Annotated in this window: 14 protein-coding genes; 10 read left to right on the forward strand and 4 right to left on the reverse strand. The window is 63.9% G+C overall.

All coding sequences use genetic code 11. The features are described 5' to 3' along the window. Positions 1 to 32: 32 nt before the first annotated feature. A complete protein-coding gene (locus tag ACCC97_RS14650; RefSeq protein ID WP_413333539.1) occupies positions 33 to 1,118 on the reverse strand; it encodes an ABC transporter ATP-binding protein in 1,086 nt (361 codons plus the stop codon). 264 nt (positions 1,119 to 1,382) lie between these two features. Here ACCC97_RS14650 and ACCC97_RS14655 point away from each other — a divergent pair, with 264 nt between their 5' ends. From ACCC97_RS14655 to ACCC97_RS14670, 4 genes are read left to right on the forward strand one after another with little or no spacing between them, the layout of a single operon-like run. After that, the gene (locus ACCC97_RS14655) at positions 1,383 to 2,705 is read left to right on the forward strand and encodes an ABC transporter substrate-binding protein (protein ID WP_413333492.1); all 1,323 of its coding nucleotides are present in this window, start codon (positions 1,383 to 1,385) and stop codon (positions 2,703 to 2,705) included. 48 nt (positions 2,706 to 2,753) lie between these two features. Then, positions 2,754 to 4,496 carry an ABC transporter permease gene (locus ACCC97_RS14660; RefSeq protein WP_007835748.1) on the forward strand — a complete coding sequence of 581 codons (1,743 nt, stop codon included), beginning with the start codon at positions 2,754 to 2,756 and terminating at the stop codon, positions 4,494 to 4,496. Positions 4,497 to 4,505: 9 nt separating this feature from the next. Next, a complete protein-coding gene (locus ACCC97_RS14665) occupies positions 4,506 to 5,591 on the forward strand; it encodes an ABC transporter ATP-binding protein (RefSeq protein ID WP_007835747.1) in 1,086 nt (361 codons plus the stop codon). Between the two features lie 18 nt (positions 5,592 to 5,609). Continuing rightward, positions 5,610 to 6,491, forward strand: a complete 882-nt coding sequence (locus tag ACCC97_RS14670; RefSeq protein ID WP_007835746.1) for a LysR family transcriptional regulator — start codon at positions 5,610 to 5,612, stop codon at positions 6,489 to 6,491. Positions 6,492 to 6,792: 301 nt separating this feature from the next. On the opposite strand, the gene ACCC97_RS14675 is transcribed toward ACCC97_RS14670, so the two are convergent. From ACCC97_RS14675 to ACCC97_RS14685, 3 genes are all read right to left on the reverse strand, one after another. Continuing rightward, positions 6,793 to 8,241 carry an aldehyde dehydrogenase family protein gene (locus tag ACCC97_RS14675; RefSeq protein WP_413333494.1) on the reverse strand — a complete coding sequence of 483 codons (1,449 nt, stop codon included), beginning with the start codon at positions 8,239 to 8,241 and terminating at the stop codon, positions 6,793 to 6,795. 52 nt (positions 8,242 to 8,293) lie between these two features. Continuing rightward, entirely contained in the window at positions 8,294 to 9,316 is a 1,023-nt protein-coding gene (locus ACCC97_RS14680; protein WP_413333495.1) for an alpha/beta fold hydrolase, read from the reverse strand. Positions 9,317 to 9,555: 239 nt separating this feature from the next. Next, on the reverse strand, positions 9,556 to 10,500 hold the full coding sequence (locus ACCC97_RS14685; RefSeq protein WP_413333541.1) for a LysR family transcriptional regulator: 945 nt from the start codon (positions 10,498 to 10,500) through the stop codon (positions 9,556 to 9,558). Between the two features lie 89 nt (positions 10,501 to 10,589). Between ACCC97_RS14685 and ACCC97_RS14690 the strand changes: the two genes are divergently transcribed. The 6 genes from ACCC97_RS14690 to aroQ are packed head-to-tail and all read left to right on the forward strand — an operon-like array spanning position 10,590 to position 14,916. Then, positions 10,590 to 11,519, forward strand: coding sequence for a ketopantoate reductase family protein (locus ACCC97_RS14690; protein WP_413333497.1), 930 nt, complete (start codon positions 10,590 to 10,592; stop codon positions 11,517 to 11,519). Then, positions 11,516 to 11,899, forward strand: coding sequence for a VOC family protein (locus tag ACCC97_RS14695; RefSeq protein ID WP_413333498.1), 384 nt, complete (start codon positions 11,516 to 11,518; stop codon positions 11,897 to 11,899). Before ACCC97_RS14690 ends, ACCC97_RS14695 begins: the two co-directional genes overlap by 4 nt. A 34-nt stretch (positions 11,900 to 11,933) precedes the next feature. Then, complete coding sequence (locus tag ACCC97_RS14700) at positions 11,934 to 12,386, forward strand: MaoC family dehydratase (RefSeq protein WP_413333543.1); 453 nt, start codon at positions 11,934 to 11,936, stop codon at positions 12,384 to 12,386. Next, complete coding sequence (locus ACCC97_RS14705) at positions 12,383 to 13,612, forward strand: CaiB/BaiF CoA transferase family protein (RefSeq protein ID WP_413333500.1); 1,230 nt, start codon at positions 12,383 to 12,385, stop codon at positions 13,610 to 13,612. Before ACCC97_RS14700 ends, ACCC97_RS14705 begins: the two co-directional genes overlap by 4 nt. A 13-nt stretch (positions 13,613 to 13,625) precedes the next feature. Beyond that, complete coding sequence (gene aroE / locus ACCC97_RS14710; protein WP_413333501.1) at positions 13,626 to 14,447, forward strand: shikimate dehydrogenase; 822 nt, start codon at positions 13,626 to 13,628, stop codon at positions 14,445 to 14,447. A gap of 22 nt (positions 14,448 to 14,469) precedes the next feature. Beyond that, positions 14,470 to 14,916, forward strand: a complete 447-nt coding sequence (aroQ, locus tag ACCC97_RS14715) for a type II 3-dehydroquinate dehydratase (RefSeq protein ID WP_007828976.1) — start codon at positions 14,470 to 14,472, stop codon at positions 14,914 to 14,916. Positions 14,917 to 15,996: the final 1,080 nt, after the last annotated feature.

Consider the following 15,996-nt stretch of genomic DNA (forward strand, 5'->3'; position numbering starts at 1 on the left):
ACGCATTGGGGGCGCGAATCCGAGACGAAAAGCTAGGCCGCGAATTGCCGGCACCGAGCCAATTCGATTCCGAGCGTGATGTCGGTACCGACAGCCTGGCGCGATGCGCCGCGATGATGCGGCTCGTCCACCAGCACGGCGTGATCGCCTATTCGCACCCGGTAGCGGATGGCCCTGCCCAGGAATTCGACGTTCTCCACCGTGCCTGCGAGCCATGTGTAGCGGGCGTCGTGCACGTCGTCCTGATGGCCGACTTTCACGGCATGCGGGCGGAAGCCGATGGAGAGCCGCGAGGTGGCGGGTGTGTCCGATCGCAGCGGCACGCGCAGTTCGCCGACACCTTCAACGTCGAGCAGCAGCACACCACCTTGCCGCGAGCGCACCGAGCCGATGAGCAGGTTCCATTGACCAACGGCACGGGCAACGGTCGTGTTGGCCGGGTAGTCGTACAGGCTGGTGGGGCTGCCGACCTGCTGGACGGCGCCGTTGTCCAGCACGGCAATTCGATCTGCCGAGCCGAGTGCCTCTTCCTGATCGTGCGTGACGAGCACGGTCGTGATGCCAAGGTGTTGCTGCAAAGTGCGCAGCTGTTGCCGCAGTCCCAGTCTCAGCGTCTTGTCCACGTTGGAGAACGGTTCGTCCAACAACAGCAGTCGGGGCTCGGCGGCAAGGGCCCGTGCCCATGCGACACGTTGCTGCTGCCCCCCCGAAAGCTGGTTCGGTTCACGATCTCCTTGGCCTTGCAGGCCGATGGCACTCAGCCACCGGGAGACCGCGATGCGAACGATGGGTGCTTCGACCCGGCGTTCGATCAGGCCGAAGGCGATGTTCTCTGCCACGGACATATGAGGCCAGAGGGCGTGGTTCTGGAACACCATGGCGACCTGCCGGGCCCAGGCGGGCTCCTCGGACACGTCGCGGCCGTCCAGAAGCACGCGGCCCAGGTCAGGCGCCTCGAGCCCGGCGATGACCCGCATCAACGTCGATTTTCCCGAGCCCGATGGCCCCAGCAAGGCAAAGAATTCACCCGGTGCGATGTCGAGGCTGACGTCGTTCAATGCCTTTGCCGGGCCGTGAGAGAAGTGAATGTGACGACATTCCACGCGTACCTTCTTCATGAAGATGTCATTTGGCATGAAAGAGTGGTCCGACGGCGAGTGAAGGGCGGTGCGGTTTCGAGGGCCGATGGTGAAGCGGGAAAGAGGGGAGTATGCAAGGCAATGACGGCAAGGGGCCAGATGGTGGCGACCTGTCGCAGCCACTTGCACGGGCAAACCCGAGTGAGGCTCCCGGCAATGCCTCGAATCAAAAACTGTGATTGGAATGCGTTCCGCCTCGGCCATAAGCTCGGGCCCACTATCACCAAGACAACGGAGACTTCCATGCGCATTGACTTTCGGCCCTTGCTGACGCTGGCCGCCCTCGCTGGTTGCGCAGCGCTGCACGCCGGCACCGTGTCGGTCGTGACATCGTTTCCCAAGGAGCTGACACAAGCGTACAAGACGGCGTTCGAGAAAGCCAACCCCTCGATCAAGCTTGAAATCCTGAACAAGAGCACCACCGCAGGCGTCGCCTATGTCCGCGAAATGCCGGCAGGACAGCGCCCCGACGTCTTCTGGGCTTCGGCACCCGATGCCTTCGAGGTCCTGGTCAACGGGAAACTGCTGGAGCCCATTGCGGCGCTGGCGAATCCGTCCGTCCCCAAGACCGTGGGCAGCTACCCCCTCAACGAGGCCTCGGGGATGTACCTCGGCCAGGCACTCGGCGGGTACGGACTGATGTGGAACACGCGGTACCTGTCGGCCAACAAGCTTCCTGCGCCCGCGGAATGGAGCGACCTCACCAAACCAATCTATTTCAGCCACGTGGCGCTGAGCTCGCCCTCGCGTTCCGGCACGACTCACCTGACCGTGGAGACAATTCTTCAGGGAGAGGGGTGGGACAAGGGATGGTCGGAACTGCTTCAGATCACGGGCAACAGCGCGGCCATCACGGAGCGCAGTTTCGGCGTTCCCGACGGTGTCAACAACGGGCAGTTCGGCATCGGCATGGTGATCGATTTCTTCGGCCTCGCAGGCAAGTACTCGGGCTTTCCGGTGGAGTTCGCCTACCCGAGCGTCACGGCCATGGTGCCAGCCAACATTGCATTGATCGCCGGTGCCAAAAACGCCGAGGAAGCCAGGAAGTTCATTGCGTTCTCGCTGTCGAAGGAAGGGCAACAACTGCTCGTTGCTCCGCAGATCTCCCGTCTTCCGGTGTTGCCACCCGAGCAACTGAAAATGCCAGCCGGCTTTCCGAACGCCTATGAGGTTGCCAGGCGCACCAAGGTCAAATTCGACGCGGATCTCTCCGCCACGCGCTACAACGTCGTCTCGTCTCTCTTCGACCAGACCATCACCTTTCGGCACAAGGAGCTGAAGGCCGCGACCAAGGCCATTCATGGGGCCGAGGCGGCGCTGGCCCGCAAACCTCATGCGGAGGCGGCCGCGCTGATCAAGAGGGCTCGCAGCCTCGCGTTCACGCCGTTGGTGAGTGCGTCGATGGTTGCCGACAAGGCCTTCTTGACGATGTTTGCGGCCAACAAGAAGGATGCCGAGGCGAACAAGCGGATCACCGGCCTCGAGGGCGACTGGAGCGGCAAGGCGCTGGAAAACTACAACCAGGCGCGGAGCCTGGCCGAGCAGGCCGAGGCCCTCCTCAAGTAACCACAATGTCGTGCAGCGCGGCAATGCCGGGCTGCCATGGAGATCTTCATGCTGGGTCTTTTTCCATCGGATGTGCGGTCAGGCGCGTGGTGCGCTGCAGGTCTGGTTGCCGTCTTCCTGTTGCTGTTCCTCGTCATGCCCGTGGCGTGGGTTTTCTACACCGCGTTCGTGAATGCAGACGGGAGTCCGACGATCGGGCACTTCGTCGCATTCTTTTCCCAGCCGCTGATGCAGGAGGCGTTCTTCAACAGCCTCTATGTGGCCGTGATGTCGACCGTGTTCGCTTCGCTGATCGCGGTGCCGCTGGCCTATTTCACGGTTCGCTTCCAGTTCCGCGGCGCCGCCCTGATCCAGACGCTCGGCGTCCTCCCGCTGATCATGCCGCCCTTCGTCGGTGCGGTGGCGCTGCAACTGATCTTCGGGCGCTCGGGCAGCATCAACCTGCTGCTCAACGAGTACCTCGGGTTCTCGATTCCTCTGATGGATGGGCTGAGCGGCGTGATCTTCGTCGAGTCCATCCACTACTTTCCCTTCGTGCTGATGAACCTCACGCTCGCGCTGCGCAACATAGACGGGGCGATGGAGGAGGCTGCAATGAACCTCGGCTGCCGCGGCTGGCGTCTCTTCTGGCGCGTTATTTTCCCGCTGGCGCTGCCGGGGTTCGTGGCGGGGGCGTCGCTGGTGTTCGTCAAGGTCTTCGACGACCTGGGCACACCGTTGGTGCTGGGCACGACCAACATGCTCGCCCCGCAGGCCTACCTGCGCATCACCCAGGTGGGGCTGGAAGATCCGCTAGGCTACGTGACCAGCGTGATCATGATCGCGTTTTCCATCGCCGCCATGTCGCTGTCTGCACGGATGCTCAAGGGCAAGGACTTCTCGACGATCCAGAAGGGTGGCGGGGCCATTCAGCGGCGCGTGCTGTCGCCCGCCGGATCGCTTCTGGCCTATGGGTGGATCGGGCTGGTCATGCTGCTGGTTCTGTCGCCCCACATCGGCGTGCTGCTGCTATCGTTCGGGAACGTGTGGAGCTTCTCTCCCTTGCCGGACGCCTACACCCTCGCGCACTACGCGACGGTATTCCAGGATGCCGGCAGCATGATTGGCAACACGATGCTGTACTGCGGGCTCGCCGCCGGCCTCGACGTGGTGCTCGGCACGACCATCGCCTACCTGCTGCTGCGCACGCGGCTGCCGGTACGCCATTGGCTGGACGTGATAGCAACGGCGTCGCTGGCTGTCCCCGGCCTGGTCCTTGCCATCGGCTATCTGCGCTTTTTCAAGGGTGTGTTGGTCCCTGGTACGGAGGTGCTTCTCACCAGCACCTGGGTCATGATCATGCTGGCTTACGCCGTGCGACGCCTGCCGTATGCGCTGCGGTCGTGCGTGGCGGCATTGCAGCAGATTCACGTCTCGCTCGAGGAGGCTGCCGAAAGCGTGGGGGCGACCAAGGCACGAACCATCCGGCGCGTCGTGGTGCCGTTGATGGCGGGAGGGATTCTGGCGGGCTTCGTCACCAGTTTCATCACGGCTGCCGTCGAGCTGTCTGCCACCATCATGCTGACCACCAGCCAGTCGCAGGCACCGATGAGCTATGGCATCTACCTGTACATGCAGAGTGTCGCGGGCCGCGGCCCCGGGGCGGCCCTGGGCGTGCTGGCCATCGTCGTTGTTGCGCTGGGTACCTACATATCGCACGTTGTCGTCGAGCGAACCAGCAGCCGGTTCGTCGCGCGACCTGTGGAAGAGGAAGCACCGCTGCCGTTCGGGGCGGTTCCCGCGAAGATCTGAGGAGACATCATGAAAAAAGTAAGTGTCGAGTGCCGCAATCTCCGGCTCGCGTACGGAGCGACGGAAGTCCTGCGGGACGTCAACCTGCTCATCGAGCCTGGTGAGTTCTTTGCGCTGTTGGGACCTTCGGGGTCCGGAAAATCCACTTTGCTGCGGCTCATCGCCGGCTTCAACCAGCATCAGCACGGCGAGCTTCTCGTGGATGGCAAGGACGTCAGCGGCATGCCCCCATGGAAACGCAACATCGGCATGGTGTTCCAGAGCTATGCGCTGTGGCCCCATCTGAACGTGTGGGACAACGTTGCATTCGGACTGGTGGAACGCCGGGTCGGACGGTCGGAAATCAAGCGCAAGGTGGCGGCCGCGCTCGAGACCGTGGACCTGCTGCGCTATGCCAAGCGCAAGCCGAGCCAGCTCTCCGGCGGCCAGCAGCAGCGTGTTGCGCTGGCGCGCACCATCGTCATCGAGCCACAGGTGCTCTTGCTGGACGAGCCGCTCTCCAATCTGGACAAGTCGCTGCGCGTACAGATGCGCCAGGAGCTCCTGGCGTTGCAGAGGCGGCTCGGCATTACCACCATTTTCGTCACCCATGACCAGGAAGAGGCCATGACGACGGCAGACCGCATGGCAATCCTGGATCGCGGCGTGCTGCAGCAAGTAGGCAGTCCCGCGATGCTCTACGACTATCCCGTCAACCCGTTCGTGGCGAATTTCGTGGGGACGATGAACTGCCTCGCCGGCCGCGTCAGCAGTCGCCAGGGCAACACCGTGACGCTCGACATCGACGGCGTGGGAGGGCTGCCGTTCCAGCTCCCGTCGGACGCTCCGGCCTCTGACCGCGTACTGGCAACGTTCAGGCCGCATTCGCTGCGAGTGGATGTCGTCGACGCGGCGCGCGATGCGCGCTTCGTATGGATGCCGGGAACGGTGGAAGCGAGCGAGTTCCTCGGGGAGTTTTCCCGCTATCGCGTGCGGGTCGGAAACCAGGCCGTCGAAGTGGATCAACCGCACTACGCGGGTCTTTCCAAGTTCCCCGCCGGATGCGCGGTGAGTCTCGGGTTGGAGCCCTCCCAAGTGCGTCTTTTCGCAGCCTGACGCGCTTGTTCGTGAACCATGGAGCTCTACCAGATCCGTGCATTCGTCTCTGTGGCCCGGCTGGGCAACGTGACCAAGGCGGCTGATGCACTCCACGTCACCCAGCCGGCCGTGACGGCGCAGATCAAAGGGCTGGAACAGGACCTCGGCATCGCCCTGTTCGTTCGCGCCGGCGGCCGGCTGAGCCTGACCCGGGCGGGGGAGCGCCTGCTTCCCTGTGCGGAGGCCCTGCTGCAGTCCTCGGCCGAGATGCAAGCAACGGCGCAGCGCCTGAAGGGTGAACTCTCTGGGAGCATTGAGTTGGGGGTGCCGGGCGAGACGCCCGAGTTTCTTCGGCTCGGCGCGTTGCTGGGAGGCATGCAGCAGGGGCTGCCTCTGGTAGAGCTTCGTACGCGCAGCCTGCCTTTGCTGCACCTTCTGGATCAGGTGCGGGGCGGTGGATTGTCCTGCGCACTCATCGTGGCACCGAATCCGCCACGCGACGTGCAGTGGCATCCTCTGCGATCGCTCAGCTATCGCGTGGCGATTCCCAATCGGCTGAAGCCCGAGATGCACAGCTGGGGCTGGCGCTTTCTGGCGAGCCTTCCATGGATCGACGGCGCGATCGAATCACATGTCCATCAGATGCTGCGCTCCTTGTTCGAGCAGCAGGGGCTCGATCCCAATGTGGTCCTGCGAAGCGAGGACACCAGCGGACTGGATGATTTTGTTCGCTCAGGCAGCGGCTGCGCGCTCTTGCGGGAGGAGGTTGCCGTGCTGGGAGCCGAGCGGGAAGACTGGATGGTCTGGAGCGCGGCCAGGATCGATGCGCAGTTGTTCTTTGTCACTTCGGCTGAGCGTGCGAGCGATCCGCTGATCGTGGCGATGTCTTCGGTGATCCAGGCAGTCTGGGCTCAATGAAGACGGCGGCCCACCAATATGCACGGGAAGAAGTATGCGCCACTACCTCTGGATGCTCGTTGTCGGAATCATCGACGCCGCGATCGCACGGCTCTTCATGCCGGGTGTTCGGGTGGCTCTAGCTATCGCGAGTCTGGACCTGAGATAAACGTACGGTCTGGGCTCGCGGGCGTCCTCGCTCGCTACACCGAAGGCTTCGAGACTGCAGATCTGCAAGCAGCCCAACGGTTGCTGAGAGACTCGGCGGCGTAGAGCGTGCCCCCGGCGCGGGGCCGTGAACCCAACCGGCGAGCGATCGTGCTCAAGCTGCCTGACGGGGCAGCACAAGGCCGTTCGGGATGGCAATGGTCTTGGGCTCCAGGAATGCTTCCATGCCGAAGATGCCAAACTCTCTGCCGATGCCCGACTGTTTGACGCCGCCGAATGGCGCGATCAACTCGGGCGTGATGCGATTGACCAGCACCGTGCCGGCGCGCAGCCGCGAGGCCACACCGAGGGCGCGCATCGGCTGCGACGAGAAGACGTAGGCCTGCAAGCCGTACACGGAGTCGTTCGCGATGGCAACGGCTTCATCCTCGTCGTCATAGCCGATCACCGAGAGCACCGGCCCGAAGATTTCCTCGCGTGCGATGTCTATGTCGTTGCGCACGCCGGCGAATACGGTGGGCCGCACGAACCAGCCCTTGTCAAGACCGTCCGGGCGGCCTTCGCCGCCGGCCACGAGCGTCGCGCCCTGCGCCAGACCGCGGCGGATGAAATGCTGCACGCGCTCGAACTGCGCCTTGCTCGCGAGCGGCCCGACGGCGGTGGCGGCGTCGCGCGGATCGCCCACGCGCATGGCGGTCACCGTGGCCTGCAGGCGTTCGATCGCCTGCGTCATGTGCACGTTCGGGATCAGCAGTCGCGTGCCGGCCACGCAGGCCTGGCCGTTGTTCATGAAGGCCGCGTTCAGCGCCATGGGCAACACGGCGACCAGGTCGGCGTCGTCCAGTATCACGGTGGCCGACTTGCCCGAAAGCGCCAGGCTCACGCGCTTCATGGTATCCAGGCCTGCGCGCGCAATGAGCTTGCCGGTCTGCGTGGAACCGGTGAACGAGATCTTTGCGATTCCCGGGTTGGTGGAGATCTCGTCGCCGACATCGCCGCCGCGCCCGAGCAGTACATTGACGACGCCGGCCGGCAGGCCCGCGTCATGCAATGCCTCGGTCACGACCTGCGCCTGCAGCGGGCCCAACTCGCTCTGCTTGACGACCGAGGCACAGCCCGCGGCGATGGCCGATGCCAACTTGCTGCAAATGCTTCCGGTCGTGCTGTTCCAGGGGGCGATGAGGCCGGCCACGCCGACGGGCTCCATCACCACAGTGGCGTCGCCCAAGCGGCGTTCGAAGACGTAGTCTTGCAGCATCCGTGCCGTGCTCGCGAAGCATTGCGAGGCGTAGTTGCTGACCCATTGCGAGCGGGCCAAAGGGCCGCCGTACTCCTCGATCGTGGCCTCGCAGATCTGGTCGGTGCGCGCCAGCACGGCCGCCTCGAGGCGCTTGAGCATCTCGATGCGCTGTGCCTTGGTGCTGCCGGCCAGCCCCGGCTGTGCCCGATTGGCCGCATCGATCGCTCGCTTCGCATCGTCGCGGTTCGCCAAGGTCACTGTGCCGATGACCTGCTCGGTTGCGGGGTTGACGATCTCCAGCCGCTCGCTGCCCTGTACGGGCACGAAGGTCCCATCGATGTATGCCTGATAGATGTTCCACATGGCTTGTATTCCTGTGCCTTGGAGGTGATTGCTCGACGACGGCGGACGCGACTCACCCGCGCGCGACGTCGATCACGGCCTTTGCGAAGGCCTCGGGTGCTTCCTGCGGCAGGTTATGGCCGATGCCGCCGCTCACCAGCCGATGCTCGTAGCGCCCCGAGAACTTCTTCGCATAGGCGCTGGGCTCGGGGTGCGGCGCACCGTTGGCGTCCCCCTCCAGCGTGATGGTCGGCACGCCGATCACGGGCGCCTTGGCGAGTCGGTCTTCCAGTGCCTGGTACTTCGCTTCGCCGTCGGCCAGGCCCAGGCGCCAGCGGTAGTTGTGCACGGTGATGGCCACGTGGTCGGGGTTCTCGAACGCGACGGCGCTGCGATCGAAGGTGGCCGCATCGAAGTTCCACTTCGGCGATGCGATCTGCCAGATGAGCTTGGCGAAGTCGTGGCGGTTCTTCTCGTAGCCCGCGCGGCCGCGCTCGGTCGCGAAGTAGTACTGGTACCACCATTGCAACTCGGCCTGCGGGGGCAGGGGGATCTTGCCGGCCTCCTGGCTGCCGATGAGGTAGCCGCTGACCGACACCAGCGCCTTCACGCGCTCCGGCCACAGCGCGGCCATGATGCATGCCGTGCGTGCGCCCCAGTCGCAGCCGGCAACGGTGGCTGACTGAATTTTCAGCGCATCCATCAGCGCGATGATGTCGACGGCGACCACCGACTGCTGGCCGTTGCGCGGGGTGTCGGCCGACAGGAACCGGGTGGTGCCATAGCCGCGCAGGTACGGCACGATCACGCGGAAGCCCGCGGCGGCCAGTTGTGGTGCGACGTCGACGAACATGTGGATGTCGTAGGGCCAGCCGTGCAGAAGAATCACAGGCGCGCCGTTGGCCGGACCTGCTTCGAAATATCCGATGCTGAGGCTGCCGGCGTCGATGCTCTTGAGCGGCTCGAGGCGTCTGACGGCGCCTGTGCCGGCAGATTGGGCGAAGGCGGGCACGATCGAAGTCAGCTGGACGGCAGCCACGCCGAGCGCCGCCTTGGCCAGGAAAGAGCGACGGGGCAACTGAGAGGAATCGGTCATTTGAAATTTCCTTGAATCCGAAGTGATTGATGAGCACCGGAATGGTGGTCAGCCGGATCCGCATGCGCTTCCGGACTGATGGGAAGATTGTTCGGCGCGCGGAGCGTCTGGAGCCCGGTTTGCGTATGCCTCTGTATCTGGGCCGGCTTCGTCAACACTAAATTTCAATCGGAGCATTCGCGCAGGCCAGTCGTTTGCAAAGTAAGCGGGTACTCGTTGCCACCAGGCGCGCACGGCCTTCACTGAGCCTTTCGCAAATTTCGCGCGAACAGGTGCTCGCACAGGCCTCGCAGCCAGCGGTTTGCCGGATCCTGGTTGTATCGGGCGTGCCAGTGCTGCTTGACTGTGAAAGGCGGCACGGGCACGGGGCAATCGAACACCGAAAGGCCGGTTGTCCGTGCCAGCGTCTCGCCGATCTGTCGCGGCACCGTGGCGATCAAGTCGGTGGTCGACACGATCGCGGCCAGACCGAGAAATCCCGGGAGTTCCAGCAGGATGCGTCGCACCACGCGGTGACGCTGCAGCGCGGCTTCCAGCAACTGAACGCCAGTTCCACCGGAGATGCCGACGTGCGCTTCGGCCCGGTATTCGCGCAAGCCCATGCGCTTGCCGTTCACACGCGGATGCTTGGCGTTGACCAGGCACACCCAGTCCTGCGGATAGAGCACCTGTTGGAAGAAACCTGACTCGAGCCAAGGCACAAGGCCGATGGCCAGGTCGGCTTGGCCCGATTGCAACGCCGGCCCGGTCTGCTCGTCGATGCGTGCAGCCTCCAGGACGATGCCCGGCGCAGCCGCGCGCACGTGCGCCAGCAGTTGCGGCAGCAATGTGATGTGGCTCGCATCGGTCATGCAGATGCGGAAGCGCCGCGTGGCGCTGGCCGGCTCGAAGGCCGGCTCGGGCGCAGCGACACGACGCAATGCCGCCAAGGCTTCGCGTACAGGAACGATGAGTTCCGTCGCGCGCGGCGTTGGCTGCATGCCGTCGACCGTGCGCACGAAAAGTTCGTCCCCGAGTTGCTTTCTCAAGCGGCCGAGCCAATTGCTCACGGTCGGCTGGCTCTGCCCCATCTGCTCACCCGCGCGCGTCACGCTGCGTGTGCTGTAGACGAGGTCGAACAGGCACAGCAGCTTGACGCTGACCATGCCGGTCCCCGTATTCGTCGGATAGTCGCCCGCTTCCATTTCAAAACGGAATGTAGACCATTTCATCCATGTCATTGGTGACATGGCCTGAAAAAACTATCGTTGTGTCATTCCATCAGGAGACACGCATGAAGATCTACTTTCTGGGCGCAGGCGCCCTCGGATGCGCCATCGGGGGCACCCTCGCGGCGGGTGGCTCCGATGTGACGCTCATCGATCCGTTCCAGGCCCACGTCGACGCCATCCGACGCGATGGCCTGCGCATGAAGGACGGCGACAACGAGCGCATGGTGAAGGTGCGTGCCGTCACCAGCGTCGAAGGTTTGCCTCCGGCCGATCTGGTGATCGTGCTGGTCAAGTCCTTCCATACGCGTGCAGCCATCGAGGGCGCGTTGTCCGTCGTCGGTCCGGACACCGCCGTGATGTCGCTGCAGAACGGAATGGGGCATGAAGACATCCTGGCGGAGGTCGCCGGCGCGGAGCATGTGCTGGCCGGCAAGACCTATGTCGGCGGCGTGTTCCTCGGGCCGGGCCACATCATCGCGGGCACACGCAACAAGCGCACGGTGATCGGCGAACTCGATGGCCGCATCAGTGCACGGGCTGCGGCCATTGCCGCCGAATTCGAACGCGCTGCGCTGCCGTGCGAGGTCAGCGACAACATCACGGGCGTGATCTGGGACAAGCTCCTCATCAACGTCTCCACGGGCGCGTTGAGTGCGATCACGGGGCAGGTGTACGGCAGCCTTTACGCAGTACCGGAGATCGAAGCTGCAGCCCTTGCAGCAGTGGGCGAGGCAATGGCTGTTGCCGAAGCGGGTGGCGTGAAGTTGTCCATCGGCTCGCCGCGCGACGCCTGGATGATGGCTGCCGAAGGGCTTCCTTACGAGTTCAAGACCTCGATGCTGCAAAGCCTGGAGAAGGGTTCCATCACCGAGATCGACTTCATCAACGGCGCCGTTGTGCGCGCGGGCCTGAAACACGGCGTGCCGACCCCCGTGAATCAGACGCTGGTCGCTGCCATCAAGGGCATCGAACGCCGTATGGAGGCGAAATGACCCGTCCGCGCGCTTACGTCGAACATGTCGCCATCTGGGTGGCAGACATCCATTGGCACATCCGGTTCTTTCACGATGTCTGCGGCATGACGATGCGCGAGGTGCAAGGCACCTTCGAGGAGCCCATCCAATACTGGACGCTCGGCGGCATGCAGTTCATGGCCAAGCCTGACTACGCCGGACCCGAGGGCCGCCTCGGCCACATCGGCGTGATGTGCGAAGACCTCGAGGCCGCACTCGCCGCTGCACAAGCCTTCGGCGTCACCGAGATGCCGCAAGGCCGCAACTGGCTGCGCCTGCCGGATGGCCTGGCCGTCGAATTCATCCAGGCCAGCGCAGGCACCGTGGCCCGCGCGCTTGCCATCGATCCACGCGCCTGAACCTTTCAATCCAGGAGAGACACCCATGACATCACTGACCATCGAAGACAAGTATTGGGACGACGCCGTCGTCGGCGCCACCTGCGTCAGCCCGCCCTACGAAGTGACGGAGGCGCGCGTGATGGCTTACGCCGACCTCAGCGGCGACCACACCCCCGTGCACACAGACGAGGCTTATGCCCGCATGACGCCGTTTGGCACTCGCGTGGCACACGGCCTGTTCGGCCTGTCGATCGCCGACGGGTTGAAGACCAGGAGCGACTTGCGCTTCATGCCCGGCATGTCGCTGGGCTGGGAATGGAGCTTCGTTGGCCCGATCAAGCTGGGCGACACGGTGCGAGTGAGGTTCCACGTGGGCACCAAGCGCGAATCGAAGAGCAAGCCGGGCTGGGGCATCCTCGTGCTGCCGTCCGAACTGATCAACCAGCGCGATGAGGTCGTGCAGAAGGGCGAGCACCGCGTGATGGTGCCAAGGAGGCCGGCATGAGCGCGTCGTCGCAACAAGCGCTGCCGCTGGCCGGCATGCGCGTCATCGACTACAGCCACTTCCTGGCCGGTCCGTATGTGGGGCGCTGCCTCGCCGCACTGGGTGCGGAAGTCATCAAGGTCGAGCGCCCGGGGTCGGGCGACGCAGGCCGCCAGCATGCCTGGTTCGTCGGTGACCACAGCGGCTACTTCCTGCAGCAGAACATGGGCAAGAAGGGGTTGAGCGTCAACACCAAGGATCCCCGCGGCCGCGCACTGATGAAGAAGCTCGTCGACAGTGCCGACGTGTTCGTCGAGAACTACCGGCCCGGTGCACTCGACAAGCTCGGCCTGGGGTATGCCGAACTGGCCGAGACCAACCCCGGCCTCGTCTACTGCTCGATTTCGGCCTACGGACATACCGGCCCCGACTCGCACCGCGCCGGTTTCGGCCTCATCGCCGAAGCCAAGAGCGGGATCATGCAGATGGTCGGCAATCCCGGTGAAGCGCCGCCTCTGCTGCGGATCTCGCTAGGCGACATGTACACCGGCATCCATGCGGTGGCGGCCATCAATGCGGCCCTCCTCGGTCGGGTGAAGTCCGGGCGCGGGCAGCACATCGACATGGCGCTGTACGACACGTTGGTGTCGATGCACGAATACGCGGTGCAGTGCTACACGCTGTCGGGAGGCAAGGAAGTACCGGTGCAGACAGGGCACGACATGCCCAACTCGACGCTCTACGGCGTGTTCCGCGCGCAGGACGGCGACGTCGTCATCGCGGCGCAAGTCGACGACGCCTGGAAGAGGTTCGCTGCGTTGGTGGAACAGACAGGTGGCCCGGCAGGCTTCGGCACCGACACGATGTTGCATACCTCGGCGGGTCGCAACGCACAGCGCACCGGCATCCTCGAAGTGGTGAAGCCCTGGGTATCGGCAAGACCGGTGGCGGCACTTCTGAAGATGCTGGACGGCATCGACGTGCCGGCCGCGAAGGTCCAGCGCATCGACGAAGTGCTGGCCGACCCACAGATCCAGGCGCGCGCAATGGTGGTCGAGCAGGACCACCCGGTGCTCGGAAAGATCCGCCTGCCGAACCTGCCTTTCCGCATGTCGGGCGGCGATACCTCGATCATGCAGGTCGCGCCCGAGTTGGGCGAGCACAACGCGGAAATCGCAGCCAGCCTGGGTTTCGACGCCGCACAGATCGCAGACATGCAGGCCGACGGCGTGCTTTACAGCGCATAAGGAGCTTCTCGAGATGACCGACAAGTACGCCGTCATCGGCAACCCCATCGGGCACACGAAGTCGCCCTACATCCACGGCAGTTTTGCAGCCTCGACCGGACAGGACATCGACTACAGCGCGATCGAAGGATCTCTCGATCACTTCGCCGACGATCTGCATGCATTTCGCAGCGCTGGCGGACGCGGCATGAACGTGACGGCGCCGTTCAAGCTTCAGGCCTTTGCCTTGGCCACGGAAAGGCTTGAACGCGCGCAACTTGCAGGCGCGACCAATGCACTCAAGTTCGAGGGTGACCGTATCGTGGCCGACAACTTCGATGGCCTGGGGCTCACCAATGACATCCAACGCAACCTTGGCTTCGCGCTCAAGGGGGCGCGCATGTTGGTGCTCGGCGCAGGTGGTGCGGTCCGTGGCGCACTGCTTCCGTTTCTCGAACAGCAACCAGCGGTGCTGGTGCTCGCGAACCGTACGCAGGGCAAGGCGGACGATCTTGCAAGGCAGTTCGCGGCTCACGGCAAGGTCGAGGGATGCGCCTACGGCGATCTTTCGGGCGAAGAATTCGACATCGTCATCAACGGCACCTCGGCCAGTCTCAGGGGCGAGTTGCCGCCCTTGCCGGTCGAGGCCCTGCAGGGCGCGCGCCTGGCGTATGAACTGGCCTACGGCAAAGGGCTCACTCCCTTCCTGCGTTTGGCGCAAAACGCCGGCGTGCCAAGGCTGGCCGATGGTGTCGGCATGCTGGTCGAGCAAGCCGCGGAAGCCTTCGCATGGTGGCGCGGCGTGCGCCCCGACACCCGCGCCGTGATCGACCGCATGACCATTCCCTTGGTCTGACAGCTCATTTCGGAGACGCATCATGAAGATCCTCATGCTTCACGGCATCAACCACAACATGTTCGGCAAGCGCGATCCGAAGCAGTACGGCACGACAACCCTCGAGGAAATCGACCAGCGGCTGCAAGCTCTGGGCAAGGAGCTGGGTGCCGGGATCGAGAGCTTTCAGACCAACAGCGAGGGCGAGATGTGCGAGCGCATCCATCGCGCCTTCTCGGAGGGCGTGGACGCAGTGCTCATCAATGCCGGTGCATGGACGCACTACAGCTACGGAATCCGCGATGCGCTGGCAATTCTGACGGTGCCCGTGGTGGAGGTGCACATGTCGAACATCCATGCGCGGGAGAAGTTCCGCCACCACTCGGTCTTCGCAGAGATCGTGCGGGGACAGATCTGCGGTTTCGGCGTAGACAGTTATGAGTTGGGGTTGCGCGCAGCCGTTTCCGCTGCGACGCCAGCGCAGAACTGATCCTCAGCTTGTGCGGGAAGCGGAGGTCGGCTTTGCAGCAGCGGAAGCCGACCTCCGGCCGCCTGCGGCGAGTGCCCGGTACCGCGCGTGCAGGAGCTGAACGGCCTTGCCGAAAGCGGTTCTGCACGAAGGCAGACTACCCAGCGAGTACGCTCCAGCGACAAGGATGCGCACCGATCTGCGGCCCATCCCCAGGCCCCTAGGGAATCCGTCGATCCAGGCCACTGCGCCATGTGCGCGGCACTGGCGCGCAGCGGTGGCGCGGCTTCAGGGCGCCAGGCGGATGTTCGCGTCCTTGATGATCTTCGCGTAGATGGCGGCGTCCGCCCGTACCGTCTTCTGGAACGCTTCGGGCTTGCCGCCGGCCACCTGCAGGCCCAGCGCCTCGATCTTGGCACACCGCGGGTGCCTCGCGGCAATGGCAGCGGTACTCCCGGCGATTGGCGAAAAGCGTCAGGCGGCTGCGTTGCACGGCTTCGGGAGGTCGCTGAGATATTCGACATCGACCAGGGCAGCCAGATCATGAGTGCTACAAACGCAGTACATGCGACACAACGAAATACAAGCAGGATCGAAGTTGCCTTCACAGTGCATTCCCGCGATCTCCGGCGTCTTGCGAAGTCGCCTCCGACCGCCATCTCAGACCGCTCTTCGGTCACTCACCGAAGGGCAATCGGAGCACCGTTGTGTCATTGCTGAAATCGAACACCGCCTTTGTCGATCCGCTTTCTGGCCACAACCGCCCCGAGAGGCTGTGGAAAGCAGAAAAAAGCAAGCCATATTCCTGCACATGGGTCTTACCCGATGCGCGGGACAAGGACACTTTTTGGTTAATGCCCTGTAACGCCATTGAAGTCGATGGCTCGCATCGCGATGCGTGCCGGCTTCCTGGAATGCTGGCGGCAAAACGAGAACGTTCATTGATCAAGCGGTGCACGCACCGAGGGGCGCCGGCTCCCGCATGCAACCGTACACGAATGCATTCACGCATGCATTCAAGCGAATCTGGCTGGATGACAGCCGACCACTACTAGAGGAAATGATTCAACTGAGCAGACTTGTCGAAGAACAACTTCGCCA

Source organism: Variovorax sp. Varisp85, assembly GCF_047304045.1.
GTDB lineage: Bacteria > Pseudomonadota > Gammaproteobacteria > Burkholderiales > Burkholderiaceae_C > Variovorax.